The sequence below is a fragment of the Pectinatus brassicae genome (assembly GCF_014201835.1).
In the GTDB taxonomy this organism is placed as follows: domain Bacteria; phylum Bacillota; class Negativicutes; order Selenomonadales; family Selenomonadaceae; genus Pectinatus; species Pectinatus brassicae.
Genome location: NZ_JACHFH010000001.1, coordinates 129,911 through 146,506 on the forward strand (window position 1 = coordinate 129,911; position 16,596 = coordinate 146,506).

14 protein-coding genes and 1 tRNA gene are annotated in these 16,596 nt (G+C 37.1%); 4 read left to right on the forward strand and 11 right to left on the reverse strand.

Annotated elements, in window-relative coordinates:
• Nucleotides 1–3: 3 nt before the first annotated feature.
• The 7 genes from nifB to nifH form a co-directional block, all read right to left on the reverse strand.
• Nucleotides 4–2,655, reverse strand: a complete 2,652-nt coding sequence (gene nifB, locus HNR32_RS00725) for a nitrogenase cofactor biosynthesis protein NifB (protein ID WP_183858862.1) — start codon at nucleotides 2,653–2,655, stop codon at nucleotides 4–6.
• A gap of 319 nt (nucleotides 2,656–2,974) precedes the next feature.
• Entirely contained in the window at nucleotides 2,975–4,327 is a 1,353-nt protein-coding gene (gene nifE / locus HNR32_RS00730) for a nitrogenase iron-molybdenum cofactor biosynthesis protein NifE (RefSeq protein ID WP_183858863.1), read from the reverse strand.
• Between the two features lie 231 nt (nucleotides 4,328–4,558).
• Nucleotides 4,559–5,932: a nitrogenase component 1 gene (locus HNR32_RS00735; protein ID WP_260162422.1), complete on the reverse strand. Its 1,374-nt coding sequence runs from the start codon at nucleotides 5,930–5,932 to the stop codon at nucleotides 4,559–4,561.
• Nucleotides 5,916–7,523, reverse strand: coding sequence for a nitrogenase component I subunit alpha (locus tag HNR32_RS00740; protein ID WP_183858864.1), 1,608 nt, complete (start codon nucleotides 7,521–7,523; stop codon nucleotides 5,916–5,918). Before HNR32_RS00740 ends, HNR32_RS00735 begins: the two co-directional genes overlap by 17 nt.
• A 1-nt stretch (nucleotide 7,524) precedes the next feature.
• On the reverse strand, nucleotides 7,525–7,929 hold the full coding sequence (locus HNR32_RS00745) for a P-II family nitrogen regulator (protein WP_183858865.1): 405 nt from the start codon (nucleotides 7,927–7,929) through the stop codon (nucleotides 7,525–7,527).
• 12 nt (nucleotides 7,930–7,941) lie between these two features.
• Entirely contained in the window at nucleotides 7,942–8,277 is a 336-nt protein-coding gene (locus HNR32_RS00750) for a P-II family nitrogen regulator (RefSeq protein ID WP_183858866.1), read from the reverse strand.
• 135 nt (nucleotides 8,278–8,412) lie between these two features.
• Nucleotides 8,413–9,231: a nitrogenase iron protein gene (gene nifH / locus HNR32_RS00755; protein WP_183858867.1), complete on the reverse strand. Its 819-nt coding sequence runs from the start codon at nucleotides 9,229–9,231 to the stop codon at nucleotides 8,413–8,415.
• Nucleotides 9,232–9,851: 620 nt separating this feature from the next.
• On the opposite strand from nifH, the gene HNR32_RS00760 reads away from it, so the two are divergent.
• Entirely contained in the window at nucleotides 9,852–10,487 is a 636-nt protein-coding gene (locus tag HNR32_RS00760; RefSeq protein WP_183858868.1) for a Fe-only nitrogenase accessory AnfO family protein, read from the forward strand.
• 14 nt (nucleotides 10,488–10,501) lie between these two features.
• Nucleotides 10,502–11,386, forward strand: a complete 885-nt coding sequence (locus HNR32_RS00765) for a hypothetical protein (protein ID WP_183858869.1) — start codon at nucleotides 10,502–10,504, stop codon at nucleotides 11,384–11,386.
• Nucleotides 11,387–11,390: 4 nt separating this feature from the next.
• Here HNR32_RS00765 and HNR32_RS00770 read toward each other — a convergent pair whose 3' ends face one another.
• From HNR32_RS00770 to HNR32_RS00785, 4 genes are all read right to left on the reverse strand, one after another.
• A complete protein-coding gene (locus HNR32_RS00770) occupies nucleotides 11,391–12,077 on the reverse strand; it encodes an energy-coupling factor transporter transmembrane component T family protein (protein ID WP_183858870.1) in 687 nt (228 codons plus the stop codon).
• Complete coding sequence (locus tag HNR32_RS00775; protein WP_183858871.1) at nucleotides 12,070–12,879, reverse strand: energy-coupling factor ABC transporter ATP-binding protein; 810 nt, start codon at nucleotides 12,877–12,879, stop codon at nucleotides 12,070–12,072. Before HNR32_RS00775 ends, HNR32_RS00770 begins: the two co-directional genes overlap by 8 nt.
• Complete coding sequence (locus HNR32_RS00780) at nucleotides 12,873–14,147, reverse strand: ABC transporter ATP-binding protein (RefSeq protein WP_183858872.1); 1,275 nt, start codon at nucleotides 14,145–14,147, stop codon at nucleotides 12,873–12,875. Before HNR32_RS00780 ends, HNR32_RS00775 begins: the two co-directional genes overlap by 7 nt.
• A 234-nt stretch (nucleotides 14,148–14,381) precedes the next feature.
• A complete protein-coding gene (locus tag HNR32_RS00785) occupies nucleotides 14,382–15,839 on the reverse strand; it encodes a serine/threonine-protein kinase (protein ID WP_183858873.1) in 1,458 nt (485 codons plus the stop codon).
• Nucleotides 15,840–16,117: 278 nt separating this feature from the next.
• On the opposite strand from HNR32_RS00785, the gene rpsT reads away from it, so the two are divergent.
• Both rpsT and HNR32_RS00795 read left to right on the forward strand, forming a co-directional pair.
• Nucleotides 16,118–16,384: a 30S ribosomal protein S20 gene (rpsT, locus tag HNR32_RS00790; protein ID WP_183858874.1), complete on the forward strand. Its 267-nt coding sequence runs from the start codon at nucleotides 16,118–16,120 to the stop codon at nucleotides 16,382–16,384.
• Between the two features lie 134 nt (nucleotides 16,385–16,518).
• A tRNA-Arg gene (locus HNR32_RS00795) sits at nucleotides 16,519–16,596 on the forward strand.

Genomic DNA, 16,596 nt, shown 5'->3' on the forward strand with positions numbered 1-16,596 from the left:
CTGCTATAAAGCCTTAACTAAAGTTTTACTGGTATCTTTTTGCTGTATTGCCGATTTTTTTACGGCCGTTTCAATTCTATCGTATGTTTCTATTATGTTTATGTTTGCTGCTGCCAACCGTTTTTTCGGTGTTTCACCTATACGCAGCGCAATGACCGTACCACAATCATCTATTGCTGATAATATTTTTTCAATTTTTCCGGCTTTATCATCGCAAGACTCTTTACCTTCACAATATTTATCAATATTACGCTTTTCAATAAAACGAATATTCACGCCATCACTTTCATAAATATAAAACTCATCAACCTGACCAAAATGACAGTCAACAAGCATGCCACTCTTAGTAGCTACCGCAAATCGCTGACCAGGACTGTCCAGCTTGTCCCCAGCTTTAACAGCAGTAGTACGATATTCTATGGATATATCATTCCCCAAAGTCCCAATAGCATCGGCGCGGCACTGCTTACAATGATACATCTGTTTCATATGTTCACCGCATTGTTTGCGCATCTGCATTATTTCTTTATTGGATACAAGCGGCATATCTTCAAAGGCACTACCTTTTACCGGTATAAGCTGCATTATATTTGTTATCTCACAGCCAAGTTCTTTTACTTTTTTTACAATATCAGTAATATGATTTTCATTTATTCCTTTAAGCATAACAATATTTATTTTGCAGATAATGCCATGCCGTGTCAGATAACGAATACCATTGAGCTGGTTGCCTAAAAGTATGCCAGCTGCACTTTCACCGGTATAGCGCATTCCCATATAATCAACATGCTTATAAATTTTGGCGCCGATTTTAGGATCTACAGCATTTAAGGTAACTGTAACATGTGTAACGCCCAAATCTATAATATCCTGTGCATATTGCGGCAGCATCAAGCCATTTGTCGATAAGCAAAATGTTACTTCCGGATCATAATCACGAATCAATTGCAGAGATTTTCGTGTCTGCTCAAAATTAGCTAAAGCATCACCAGGTCCAGCAATTCCAACTACAGTCAAATTGGGGACTCTTTCTTTGACCAGCATATACTTTTCCAAGGCCTGCTGCGGTGATAATATTTCTGTTGTAACGCCAGGACGGCTTTCATTAGCACAATCATATTTACGCACACAATAATTACATTGAATATTGCATTTAGGTGCTATTGGCAGATGCATACGGGCATATTTACCACCGCCACAGGTAAAGCAAGGATGTTTGAGTGTTTTTTCCTGCAAAAGCTGTTTTTCTTTTATACTGACAATATTAGATATCGGTTTATTTTCATTTTCTGTCTGAAAATATTTATTATAAATATCCTGCCGATAATTCCCTTCCAATTTTGCCAACAATATATTGGCTATATCATCAAGCATTTTCATTGAGCCTGAATAGCCCAGCATGCGGATTCTCTGTCCGCCAATTCGATCATGAATAGGAAAACTGCAGCGCAGCAACGAAATTCCTGTACGTTCTTCGATCCGATGACCATCACCACTGCCTATCATTATGTTTGCTTTGCAGTCAGCAATATAATTTTCAATATTAGTAAAATCCGCATCATCTTTTATGATTGTTTTTTCTACCAACTGAACCTCAGCTGCTTTATTTACCTGATTCTGCAGTTTTTCTGAAAAATCATGGCAAACTGAGCCAGTAGCACAAACAACAGGTACTATCCCATTTTCACAACAAAGATTAACTATGCCTTTAACCATATCGGGTTCCCCAAATACAGCTGCCCTGCCCATAGCATTATATTTATGCGAATCAATCATGGCATCAAGATAACGTCCGCGTTCCCGGCGTAATTTATCGGTAACGACACCGCCAAGTTCCTTTAATTTATTGACTAGAGCATCAACGGCTTTTATACCGATTGGCAGATCAAGACGACAATAGGGAACATTATATTTTTCCTGTAAGTAAACAGCTGGTGAAAAATCATCACTATTAAAAGTAGATAATTCTATAGTATAACGGGCACCTGCCATCTTGGCGATCTCACTGATAGGGGTTCCGCCCTTTGGCAAACGTTCATAAGTTTCTCCATGAACACCATCAAGATTTTCTGATATATCCGGCAGCAAAATATACTCCACCTTCATCTCATCGAGTAAATCCTTTAAGTATCTTGTGTCTGCTGGTGATATCATACCAGTAACAATATTTATTTTATTATTTTTCTTCCCATCCATTTCAACGTTTTCAACAATAGCCCGTAAAGCACGAAAAAAGCCGTCAAAATGGGTTCCGGCATAACTTGGTGACGATACAGGTATAATTTTTGCCTTGCAGTCAGGATGCTGCTCATAAAACTTCTTAATTATAGCGGCTACATCTTCACCAATAGTTTCAGCTAAACATGTTGTCGATACACCAATAACTTCGGGTTCATACAGTCTAATAAGATTTTCCAGACCAATCAATAGATTTTTCTCACCGCCAAAAACGGTTCCTTCTTCCGTTAATGAAGAAGATGCAATATCCACCGGTTCATTATAATGGGTTGCCATATGGCGTCTAATGTATGTGCTGCAGCCTTGTGAGCCATGCAGAATTGACATACAACGGGCAATGCCGTATAACGCTGTTACCGAACCTAAAGGTACGCACATTTTGCAAGGATTTATATTTAAATTAACGGCACTTTCCATAGCCCTCTCCCCTTTTTACCAATAAATACACGCTCTTCGCATTTTGTTAGTTAAATTTTTGATGCCTGAAAGGCTCCCCTGTATGCTATAGTTCTTTGCGCTTTAGCGCTTAGAAATATAGTACACAGGTGTGTGGAGCTGGCAGCAAAGCTGCCTGAGGGGTTAACCCTTCCGACTTGACTTTGTCAAGCCACCTTCCCTATGCTGTAGCTCTTAATGCTTTAGCATTCTAGAGATACAGTACACACCGTGCCGAGACGGCTTTAAAAGTCACACCAGTTTATTAACTAGTACAACACGAACTGTCTATAATTAATAATTAAATTGCTGTCATATATTCCCAGACAGGACTATTTATACTTAAATTTATTTCTTTAGTAAAGTTTTCTACACCCTCATAACCACCAAGAGCATGCTTACGTTCATGGTTATGATCACAAAAGGCTATTCCTAATTTATAAGCTAATGGGCGTTCTTTTACACCGCCGACTAATATATCGGCATGCTTTATCTTCATAAAATATTCTAATTCAGCCGGATTGGCATCATCGAGAATTACTGTATCATCGTTTACAATATTTTGGATAATTTCGTATTCATCTTTACGTCCAGTCTGTGTACCAACGACTACTGTTTCTATGCCCATCTCATTGAACTGTCTGATAAGTGAAATAGCCTTAAATCCACCGCCAACATAAATAGCGGCTTTTTTACCTGCCAGCTTTGGCTTATATTGAGCCATAAATTTTCGCAGCCTGGCACTTTCTTTTTTGGTAAACGCTTCGGCTTTGGCTATTACCTGCTCATCTCCAAGTAAGTGAGCCACCTGCATTAAAGATGCACTGGTATCTTCAATACCAAAAAAACTCACCTTCATAAACGGAATCGCAAATTCCTTTTCCATCTGATTCGCCAGATACATTGATGAACCGGCACACTGTACTACATTAAGTGCAGCTTGAGGAGCTTTTAGCAAATTTTCATGGGATGAATCACCAGTAAAAGTAGAAACTACCTCGATTCCAATTTTTTTAAAATAATTTTTAATCAGCCACATCTCACCGGCCAGATTAAAATCCCCCAGAATATTTAAACCATGCTGACCTTTTTTGTCAGTAATTTTATAGGGACGAATCAATTTCATAACTGCATCACAAGCTAATTTATAGCCTTGCTTTTTAGTGCCGGAAAAACCTTCGGCTTTAACTGGTATAACTCTTATTTTATATTTATTTTCAGCTTCGCGGCATACAGCCTCAACATCATCACCGATTACCCCGACGATGCAGGTTGCATAAACAAATATCAGCTTGGCTGAATATTTGTCGACAACTTCGTCAATAGCTGCCGTTAATTTTTTTGCACCGCCAAAAATTATATCTTTCTCCCGTAAATCCGTAGAAAAACTATTGCGATATATTTCACTACCGCTTGACAGGCTGCCTCTTATATCCCAGGTATAACTAGAACAGCCAATAGGACCGTGGATTATATGAAATGCATCTGTTATTGGATTTAACACAACACGTGCCCCGCAATAAACGCAGGCTCTTTGACTTACAGCCCCAGACACACTGGCTTTTTCGCAGTCAATACCAGTACCATCGCCACTGCAGCCGGTATTTTTGACCATTATCGATTTTTTTCGTACTTCTAAAATACCTTCACTCATATTCCCCACATCCCTTTCCAGCTAACAGCTATTATATTTTTAAACAGAAAGACCCCCTAATACATAAATACATCATTGTATCAGGGGGTCTTTTACCCATGCCATTTTTAATTGTTTCTTATTATACACATTTTTTTACAAAAACACAATAGCCAATCTTTAATTATTAAACCTTGTAGTAAAAAAAACTATTAATAGTATCCTTAAGATAGTATTAAGCTAATTTTTTTATTACATTACCATTTCCAGGTCTTTATCCTCAGCATCACGATCCTGCCGATCCATCAACGCATTGCCCATTAATTCAGCTAATCTCATTGCACCACGATAACCGACTAATGGCATATAAGAATGTACATAGCGATCCATAATAGGAAAACCTGCCCGTACAAATGGTACATCTTCGGCCTTGGCAATCTGTTTACAATGGGTGCCGCCAATCAGTAAATCTACAGCTTCATTTTTCATCAATTGATGCAGTTCGAATAAATCAGCATTAGCCTTGGCTATACAGTCAGTTACACCATATTTTAATAACATTTCTTTAGCTAATTTGGTAAATTTTTCATCCGGTGTGCCTGTAAGCATATACTTGGGCTTCATCCCTAATTCCAAGCAAAATGCTGCCAATCCCAATACTGTATCAGGATCACCAGAAATCGCCACCCGTTTATCACCATAATAAGCATGTGAATCAACCATTATATCCAAAAGCTGACCGCGTTCTTCTTCCAATTCTTCGGTTATTGCCTTACCACTGAGTTTTGACAATGACATAAGAAATTTATCAGTAGCCTCTACACCAATAGGATATGGCAGTGCTGTAGAATCAACATCACATTTTTTCTTTATTTCCATGGCTGGTATCATGCTGGTCAGCTCACCTAAAGCCAATATGTGTTTAGCCCCGCCCAGCTGGCGTATTTCATCTATTGTTGTTCCTCCTTTAGGGTACATCTGATAATCGCCTGTTATCGGCGTATTCATAGTACCATCTGTATCTGGAAACATTATATATTTAACACCCATCGATTTAGCCATACGTTTTAACTCATGCATATCACCGGGATTTACGAAACCGGGGAATATCCCTATTTTGCCATTGCTTACAGCTGATTTTTCACTAAGATAATTTATAAAGCCTGCCATCATATTGCCAAACCCTGTAACATGTGAGCCTTTATAGCTTGGTGTATTGGTATGAATTACCAATTTCCCCTGAGGTATTTCCAACTCACGAATCAATGCATTTAAATCATCACCAATTGTTTCACTAAGGCAGGTAGTATGGACAGCAATAATATCAGGATTATATATATCAAAAATATTTTTTACTGCTTTTTTTAAATTGCTGCCGCCGCCAAATACACAGGCACCTTCAGAAAATGAACTTGTTGTTGCTATAGCCGGTTCTTTAAAATGACGGGATAAAAAAGTACGATGATAGGAGCAGCAGCCCTGCGAGCCATGACTATGCGGCATGCAGCGGTGTACCCCCAGCGCGGCATACATTGCACCTACCGGCTGACACGTTTTTGCTGGATTTACTCGCAGTGATTTTCTTTCTGTTATCGTTTTTGGTGTCATATCAAGCATAATTTTCATCTCCTAACGTACCTTCTAATGTTGACTTTGTCCGCCATGGCGGTGTCATCATATTCCAAGCTGGTGTAGAAATACTCAAATAGGTATTTCTGGCAAAAGTTATTGAACCCTTAAAGCAGGCATATGGTCCACTATAATCATAGGAATGCAGCTGATTAGAAGGAACACCCTTTTTCATAATCATATATTTATCTTTGATACCAGAATAAAAAATATCAGGTTTAAATATCTCTAATACTTTTTCTGTTTCATAATGGTTAAAGTCATCAATGGTTATGGTTCCATCGCCCATATCCTTAAACATTCCTTTATAATATTCAAGCTCAACATTTTTCTTGCGTAGTTCATCAAAGCGGGCTTTATCAAGAGCAACATGGAAAAGCTGCTGGTCTGGCTCTACTGTTATCTGCTCAATATTTTTACTATCGGCATCAAGTTTAATGTCCGGTATTACTTCGCGTCCTTCATAATCATCACGATGGGCAAATTCATAGCCGGCAATTACTGTTTTTACGCCAAAATCCATTAATAAATGCTGATAATGATGCGAGCGCGAACCACCAACAAAAATACCAGCGGTTTTACCTGTTAATTTATTGCGGTAGAATTCTCTTTCTTCAGCAATTTCTTCAAGTTCTTCGGCAATTACTTCTTCCGTGCGTTTTTTGATAGTTTCATCATCAAAATAATCAGCAATTTCGCGCAAGGTGCGGATTGTTTCATCAATACCGATAAAGTTTACTTTTATCCAATCGATGTTATATTTAGTTTTCATCATTTCAGCAATATAATTTATGGAACGATGGCACTGCACCAGATTAAGATTGGCTGTATGGGCATGGGTCAATGCTTCATAAGAACCATCACCGGTAAGAACAGCTACAACTTCATAGCCGATTTTTTTCAAAATACGTTCTTGTTCCCAGCCGTCACCGCCAATATTATATTCACCCAAAATATTTAAACGGAATGTTTTCTTTTCTTTGGGAATCTCGTCTTTAGCTGAGCCTATTACCCTCTTCATTAGTCCATTATTAGCAATATGATGGCCGGCTGACTGGCTGACCCCTTTATAACCTTCACAGCTGTAAGCTATGCAGGTTATGCCAAATTCTTTTTCAGCAGTAGCCGCTACAGCGTTTATATCATCACCAATAAGACCTATCGGGCAGGTAGAACAAATCATTACAGCTTTAGGCTGAAATATTTCTACTGCTTCTTTTATGGCCTGATGCAATTTTTTCATACCGCCAAAAACTATATCAGTTTCCTGCATATCAGTTGAAAAACTATATTGAATAAAATTGCGTCCATCAGGTGCATCAGCTTTATTGCGTCTGGTTCCCCAGGTATAATAACCACAACCAATAGGTCCATGGGTAATTACTACCGTATCACGCAATGGTCCTAAAACAACACCTTTACAGCCTGCATAGCAGCAGCCCCTGTTTATCATCAGGCCTGGCACTGAACGGCTGTTAGAGGCAATTTCTTTAGGAACTCCCGCTTCATCAAGCTCTACAATATGATCTTTTCTATTTTTAAAAACACGACCGGAATACTTATCTAAAACAGCCTCGCGTGCATCCATTTTAATCCTCTCCTAACTTTTGCATCTCTGTTTCCTGATACTGGCCGGTTCTGATATTATAACCACCAGTTACAGGCATCACAAAAACTTTTCCATCTCCAGGCTGTCCTGTCTGATTCTCATTTATTATCGTTTTTACAGCGAGCTCTACCTGCTCATCATCAACAATCAAGGAAAATGAACGACGTGGCACTAATCTCATTCCTTCTGAAAGATGAACACCAATAGCATTAGCTGGTACTTCTCCTTCATTTTCGACGATAACATTTATCGCCTCAGTTGCCAAAGGTTTTTTACCGCGGCCAACTGCCTTTGATACTGTAAACGATGGATACCCTGCTTTTGCCAGGGCCGCTTTAGTATCATTAATTTTATTCATGCGCAAAAAGGCCATTATCTCTTTCATTGTAAAGCCCCCTTACAATCCGGCTTTACCGGAACTTATTGTATATGCTTCTTCTACCTCGGTAACAAATATACGGCCATCACCAAAATTACCATTTTCCCCGGTACGGGCGTTTTTCATAATAATTCTTACAATATCTTCTTTATCTTTAGCTTCAGCTATAATTATCAAAAGTTCTTTCGGTAATTCATCATAATGAACTTCCCCTACTACAATACCCTTTTGGCGGCCACGGCCATAAACTTCCTCTTTTGTTACACCAACATAACCGGCATCTAAAAGTTCTGACAATACAGCGGCTGATTTTTCTGGTCTTACAACAGCACGAATCATTAATAAGTCGCTCATTTTTAACACTCCTATATATTAATGTAGGTATTTATTATTTAAACTCATCTGTTTTATATAAGAAGGACAAAGTTTTTATCCTTGTCCTTCTCTTGTTGTATATTATTCTATTGCAAGTGCATCTTCGACAATTTTTTATTCCATTAAACCATGTTCCATCAATAATGCTTCTAAACGATCCTGTGTTAATGGCTTAGGAATAATAAACATGTCGTTGCCATCGATTTTATTGGCAAGTGTACGATATTCATCAGCCTGATTGCATTTGGCATCAAATTCAATAACAGTCTGGCGGTTGATTTCTGCCCTTTGTACCATATTGTCGCGTGGTACAAAGTGAATCATCTGGGTTCCCAGTTCTTTAGCAACTGCTTGAACCAAATCAGCTTCGCCATCAACATTACGACTGTTGCAGATAAGTCCGCCCAAACGAACCCCACCAGTTTCAGCATATTTCATAATACCTTTAGAAATATTATTGGCTGCATATAAAGCCATCATTTCTCCTGAGCATACAATATAAATTTCTTTAGCTTTTCCTTCGCGAATCGGCATTGCGAAACCACCACAAACAACATCACCTAATACATCATAAAAAACATAATCAAGATCAGATTCATAAGCGCCCAGTTGTTCAAGAAGATTTATTGAAGTTATTATACCTCGGCCAGCGCAGCCAACCCCCGGTTCCGGTCCGCCAGACTCAACGCATTTTATTCCTTCAAATCCTTCTTTCAATACCATATCAAGATCTACATCGTCGCCTTCTTCACGCAATGTATCAAGTACGGTCTGTTGAGCCAGGCCGCCTAAAATCAAGCGGGTTGAATCCGCTTTAGGGTCACAGCCAACAATCATGATTTTTTTTCCCATTTCCCCTAAACCAGCATTTAGATTTTGCGTAGTCGTTGATTTACCGATTCCGCCTTTACCATAAATAGCAACCTGTCTCATGAAAAGCCCTCCAATTTATTATCAATATAAAATATACAATCGACAAAGTATTTGTAACAAAAAGGCCCCACCTGTATTTAGGCGGGACCTCTTTGTCCTGTGTAAAATTATATTAATCATTATATATGATAACATAATTTATATTCATGTATTAAGTTGTTAACCATGTCGATGTTGTAACTATAATCTAATACTTCTATATTGTCAATAGACTTTTATTCCAGTTATCAGCCGGTAATAATTGAAATATTCTTTCTTTTTATTACAGTAATGTACATATATAATATTTAATTTTTTTCAGTTTATTTTTTAATCCGAAAATGTCTTTTTATTATTTTTTTTAACCTATAATATTTATAAAAATTTTTATCTTTATTTATATTCTATATTTATTATTAGTCAATACATATTTTCCAATAATTTTTATATAAATTTTTTCTTAAATAATATCCGTATTATTCTTATAAAAATTCTTCTTTACAGTTACAATTCAAATGTTTTATTAGGAAATACATATAAATACATTTTTTATCTAAAAACCTATAAAATAAGGCTCTATTGACAATTTTATCTGCCATAAGTAAATTATTATTATACTAATATCACAAGGAGTGTTCATTATGAACAAAAAAATTGCTGTCACCTGTGATGAAAATAATAATTTGACGGATTTTATAAGTCTTTCTCATGTAATTATTTTTGAGCAGGATGGTAATAATTGGAATATCCGCAAACGATTCCCATTTAATTTCCATTCAATAAAAACCCCTCAGGAAATTCGTGACCACACCCGTAATTTAATCGTAAAACTTGACGACTGCAAAATAATTGCTTCACAGTCAATTAATGGCCTTATATACAACGTCTTTGACCGTATGATGTTCGCTATTTTTGAAATTGATTGCCTCGATAATGATATGTTAAACAAAATCATTCTCGATATCTATAACAATCTGCACCAAATCAACAGTAATATCACGGTTCCAACCGCTCCGGTTGAAACGACAAAGGGCATTTACTACCTTGATTTGATAAAATTACAGGCTGCTTATCCTGATATCTCTTCTAAAAAGGCTCTGCGCAATTTTATTGACAGTACACCCTTTTTTCGTCTGGATTTAATTTGTTCACATATTCCGGCCTGGCTTAAATCAAGTGATTATGAAAACAGTCTAGAAATCAGCACAAAAAAAAGCGGCTCTGCCCTGCTTGCTTCCATTAGCAAAAAGTGCGCTGATTATTCCCGTTCTTATTGAAAGGAGATTTTTTTATGGATATCACTACTCAATATGGCACATTACACAATTGCTATAATGTTGCCTATCATAATAATGGTCAATTAGCTGCCTGTATCTGCCGCGAAAAAAGTCCCATATATATGGATAACTTTTCTATCCTGCCATATTTCAGTGAGAATTCCCGCCGTAAAGCATCGCCATCAATAAAATTTTATGATAATGGCAATTTAAAAGCTGTTTACTTAGAAAAACGTACTACTATATCTACTCCCTGGGGAAAAATCTTGACTGAAATGCTTACTTTTTATCCCAATGGCAATATCTGCCGTGTTTTCCCTCTAAACGGACAAATCAGTGCTTATTGGAGTGAAAAAAACGAGGCTGCTCTTATTGATAAATCCAGTTTCTCTTTTGCCTGTGGTAATTTTTCAGCTCGTCCCATGTGTTTTCATTTCTATGAAACAGGCGAATTAGAAAGCCTCACCCTGCAACCAGCTGAACAAATAGAATTAACTACCAGTGTCGGCAAAATAAAAATTAAGTGCGGCTTATCATTTTATAAAAATGGTCAATTAGCTTCTATTGAGCCAGCACTGCCGCAGAAAATAAATACTCCTATCGGCAGTATAAAAACATTTAATCCTAACAGCGTAGATGTAAGTGCTGACAAAAATTCACTTTGTTTTTCTGAAACAGGTTTGCTTTCCAGCTGCAAAACAACCACTAGCATTATTGCTGTAAAAGACAATAAAGAAACTGTTATTACTCCTGATACTAAACGTCACCCGCTAAGTGATACAGCTGTTTTAACAATACCGCTGACTATAAAATTTGCCAAAGAACATATTACAATAATAAAAAATGAACAGGAAATATTCCAATTAAATTCCAATAATTATCGCTTTATCATTAAATAAGTTTTCAAAAAGATTTTATTGTTATAATGCATATTAGGGCATTTATTACTAGTACACTATAATCAAGCCATGCTAATTTTCTCGATGCTAAAAAAGTTCTTTTTCCTTTATGGGAAAAGCCTCGCAATTCCAAGCTTATGGCCATATTTTCACTGCGTGCTATCGCCTTGAATACCATGGGCTTTATTATCATCATATAGTCTATTATTCGCCGCAGCGGATTTTTCGCTGGATGGAAGCCCCGGCACGCCTGAGCTTCCCGTACAGCCTTACTTTCTTTCAGCAAATCCGGCACAAAGCGCAGTACCACTGTTATCATAAATGCATATTCATATGGCAAATGGCATTGCTTAACCAAAGAAGCTGTTATCTCCTGCGTTGAGGATGTCGCTACAAGTATTAATAATGATACAGCCATTATAAACATTTTAAATGCTGAACCTATTGCCACCGAAAATGGCGCAGAAAACAACAGCTGTATAACGGCCAGGATCACAGCAAAAAAAGCCAGTCCGCCTAAGCCTTTCCATAAAGGTTTACTTCTGGCCGCTAAGGCAATTATTATTTCCAAGCCTGTCAATATTGATAGGGCTGATAAATTATTTGTCCAAAGCACAGCAATAGATACAGTAATTGCCATCAATAATTTCGTTAATGCGGCTAAAGCCGCATTTTTTTTATTTTCAGGCATTTTTCTTCCTCCCGGCTGTTATTTTTTCATACAGTTCCTGCGGCGTAAGACTGAGTTCTATTTCCATTTCTTTACTTATACGCACCGTCTCTGGTAATTCCAGCCCTAGTTCTATTGTTTTTTTCTCATCACTAAACAGCTCGCGCGGCGTTCCAGCGTACGCTATCTGTTTATCAGCAATAACTACTACTTTATGGGCATGTTCAGCTAATATATCCATGTCGTGTGTCACTAATATAATTCCCAGTCCATTATTATTAAGCTTGCGCATAAGACGCAGTAAAACAGTCCGTTCCCGGCAGTCCTGTCCTGATGTTGGTTCATCGAGAATCAGTATGCGGGGATTTGCCGCCAGTGCTGACGCTATCGAAAGCCTTTGTTTATCGCCTAACGACAATGTCTGCGGCATAAAATCTTTTTTATCCCAAAGGCCGGTGTTAATAAGTGCCTGCTTTACATATTTATCCCGTTCCTCTTCTGTCATGCCCAATTGCTTGGGGGCATAAGCAGCTTCTTCGTAAACTGTAGAGGCAAATAATTGATGGTCGGGATTTTGAAAAACATAACCAATATTTTTGGCAATAATATATGGCGGTTTATCACTGATAACCATCTCATCAAGCTTTATTCGACCAGCCTGCGGATGCAATAGTCCCATAATCAAACGAGTCAAAGTAGTTTTCCCCGTACCGTTGCGTCCAGCAATAGCAACAATCTCCTGAGTATCTATTTCAATATTAATATCATCAAATATTTTATTATTGATAGCATAAGCAAATGAAACATTTTCTAATTTCAGCATAAACCCTGCTCCATTTCCCAGCGTATTTTCCAGCGTAGTGGTATTACTTCCGCATATACTTTATTTGTATACATATATTTAAGGCAATCCTGTTTTTCACCTGTGAACATCAATTGTCCATTTTCCAGTACAGCCATATGGGAAATCATATCCATGACATATTTTAAATCATGCTCAACAACAATAATGGTTTTATTATCGTGTTTATTTAATTTATATAATAAATCATAAATCTCTCTGGCCCCTTCGGGATCTACAGCAGCAACCGGTTCATCCAGCACTAAAACTTCAGTATCCATAGCCAAAATTGCCGCCAATACAAGACGCTGCTTTTGCCCGCCCGATAAAGAGGTTATCTGCCTGTTGCCCAGATTTTTCAGCCCTACCTTTTGCAATACCTCTGCGCGTTTTTTTATTATTTCTGCAGGTGACAAGCCGGCATTTTCCAAAGAAAAAGCAATTTCGTCGTTTATTGTTTCCGTTACTAATTGTGCTTCATAATCAGCCATTACCACGCCAATCTTTTTATTTAAAACAGCACTATCGCTCTTTATAATATCTATATCATCTATAAATAACTGCGAATCCTTAAATCCAGCAAAATAAGAAGGTCTTGCACCAGCCAACGATAACAGCAACGTGCTTTTTCCACTGCCATTAACACCAGTTATGACAAAAAATTCTCCCTTGCTAATATTTAAATTAATGTTTTTCAAGAGAAAATTCTTCTCACTGCCATCACTATTAAAAATCCGCGCCGCCGGAAAATAAAATAATTGTCCGGCCAAGGCTCCTAATGCTGCTACTAACAGTACTGCCGGCAGCATTGCATATAAATATAATGACATTGGCAGTGCCAAAACAATTTTAGTTAAGCTTACAAAGATACCACCGCTGATAAATGTAGTTATAAAAATAACAATCATTGGTTCTATACAAATACGGCTTATTTTTATATTAAAAATACGTGTTTTAACCAACAGGGCGCAGCTCCAGGCCGCTGCCGGATCACTCAATAAGTTGGCATAAGGCAGTGCTGCCTTTGATGTCATTGTGGCAATTATGCCTGAAACAATGCCAATACCCAGACCTTGTTTTAAGGTTGGGCGGCACAATAAAATAGCTGTTACATACATCACTATGTTCCAATTAAGTGATATCCCTCCAATATTAGGTGAAATGAGCCGCAGTATAACCCCTATCGCCAACAACAGTGTTGTTATTGTTATCCAGCGCAAATCACTGCCTTGATGATATTTCTTTGCCATTTTATCATTCCTTACTATTTATAAAATATTACATAAGTTTTATATTAACATGATATTCACTTAAATCAAACATTAAGTATTTTTTGTACTATGTTACATTTTACAATTATTTTATATTTTAACAATGTTTGTTTTTATATACTTTTATTGCTTTTATATAACAAAAAACGAGGCTGCCGCTCATATTTATCAATATGCAGTGGCTCCTCGTATGTATTTATTTAGTTTTTAGTATCAGCGAAAACTAAACTTTATATTTTCACCAGTGTTAGGATAATTGTCTGAACGCACAATTACCTTAAGCATTGTATTTTCTTTTTTCGGATAAAGCAATACAGCATTTTTTAGGGACAAGGTAAATTTTTCCTCACCGCCAGCCGGAATACTTATATCCCTCTGGCATTCTACCGCGCCAGCCAGATGCTTAGTTATTGTATTTGGTGTATCTTTAATATTTGATAAATCTATATAATATGGTACAAATCGTATTACCGGATTTTTAATATCACTTGTTGTATTATTTTTTATTGTTACTTCCAGTTTGGCATTATCAGGAAATGTTACAGGCTCATCACCTTGCGCATTATCTGCACCTGATAATTCAGAAACCTTTCCCATATTTATAATAACGGCATTATTACCTTTTTCCTGCGGCCGTCCCGGAAATGCAACTGATACGGCCAGCTTGCCTTTAGCCATCTGGTTATCGCCATCACTGTATTGTGCCTGACTACCATCGGCACTGCCGTCACCAACATTGCCCATTGCTTTATTAAATGCAATATTCTTTGCCTCGGTCTGGGCCTGACTTTGTTCCTGCTCAAATTTATTTTGTGCTTCCATTTTTTTAACTGGGTTAAACCACGTATTTATAACCCATAATCCAGCTAATACCAAAATATATAACGCCGCCACGCCAATTATAATTTTGCGCAGTGAAAGCATACCTGCATTTTGTACTGCTTTTTTTAATTGGTCTCCATTTTGATAGCGTTCATCAGGATCTATTGCCAACATATGTTTTACTATTTTTTTATATTTACCCTTATAATCTGCACCTAATAAACTTTGCATGGTCATCCCCAGTGAATAAATATCACTGCGGTAATCAGCTTTTCCTAATACTTCCTGTTCCGGCGGGGCAAATCCCAGTTTCCCCTTATATTCGGGGACATCGTCATAAGTTTTTCCAATCACAGCATGACTTAACCCGACGAATTTAACATCACCGCCAGCAATCATTATGTTGTCGGGACTAATTCCACGATGCATTATATTATTATCATGCAGGGTTTTTAATCCATTGGCTAACTGACGAAAAATGTTTTTTGCCAGTGCATCACCAATCGGCTCAAGTTCACGCTTTTCCATCCATTCAGTAAGCGTCTGTCCATTGATGTATTCTTCAACCACCGTCGTTTCACCATGTTCTTTATCTTCCTGACAAAAAACAACCTTTGGCAGCGTCGTATCAATAATTTTACTCAGGCTGGCATAAGCTAAATCAACTGCCTTAATATGCTTTATAACAAAAAAATCGCCGGTATCTTTGGTCGCGGCAAGCAGCGTTTTGCCATAGTCATTATTTTTTAGTTCCTTAATAATATTGTATTTTTTATCAGTATTTTCAGCAATAGATATTTCTTCAGTATTTCCATTTAACTCATCTGTATTTTGCAGTTCCTGCTCCATTATACCAATCCTATTCCTTTATTATGATTACCATCGCAAAATTGCTTTATTATTTCTTCATATAATTATACCCTATATTGTGTTTGACATATATAATAAATTTACCTGTAAAATCATATAAAATATTTTATATTGAAATATTTCTCTTTAAAAATTCTTGAAATATTTCTACACTATTTTTTATTCTCGTCCTAATTATTGAATATAATTTCTTGCAATCAATGATATTACGTGCTAAAATATTTAAATGAAATATTATGTAAAAAGGGGTGAATTTCTTGCCAAATATTAAATCTTCTATTCAAAGCGTAAAAACTGATGCTGAACGCCGTGCGAAAAATGTTGCAGTAAAATCTACTGTTAAAACAGCTTTCCGTAAGGTTAATGATGCAGTTAAAGCTGGCAATGCTGAAGACGCTAAATCACTTTTAGCTGTTGCTTGCAAAAAAATAGATAAAGCTGCTGCTGATAATATCTATCATAAAAATGCTGCAGCTCGCCGCAAAGCTCGCTTAGCACATAAAGTAAACGCTATTGCACAGTAATATTTTTTTAGAAGACCTGCTTCTAAAATAAGGGGCAGGTTTTTTTTTTGCCATTTCGAAAAATAAATAATATAAAATATTGACATCGCTTATTATTTATGATAAAATAATTCTCGCAGTTACGAAATGAATATGGCCCTGTAGCTCAGCTGGATTAGAGTGTTTGACTACGAATCAAAAGGTCGCAGGTTCGAGTCCTGCCAGGGTCACCA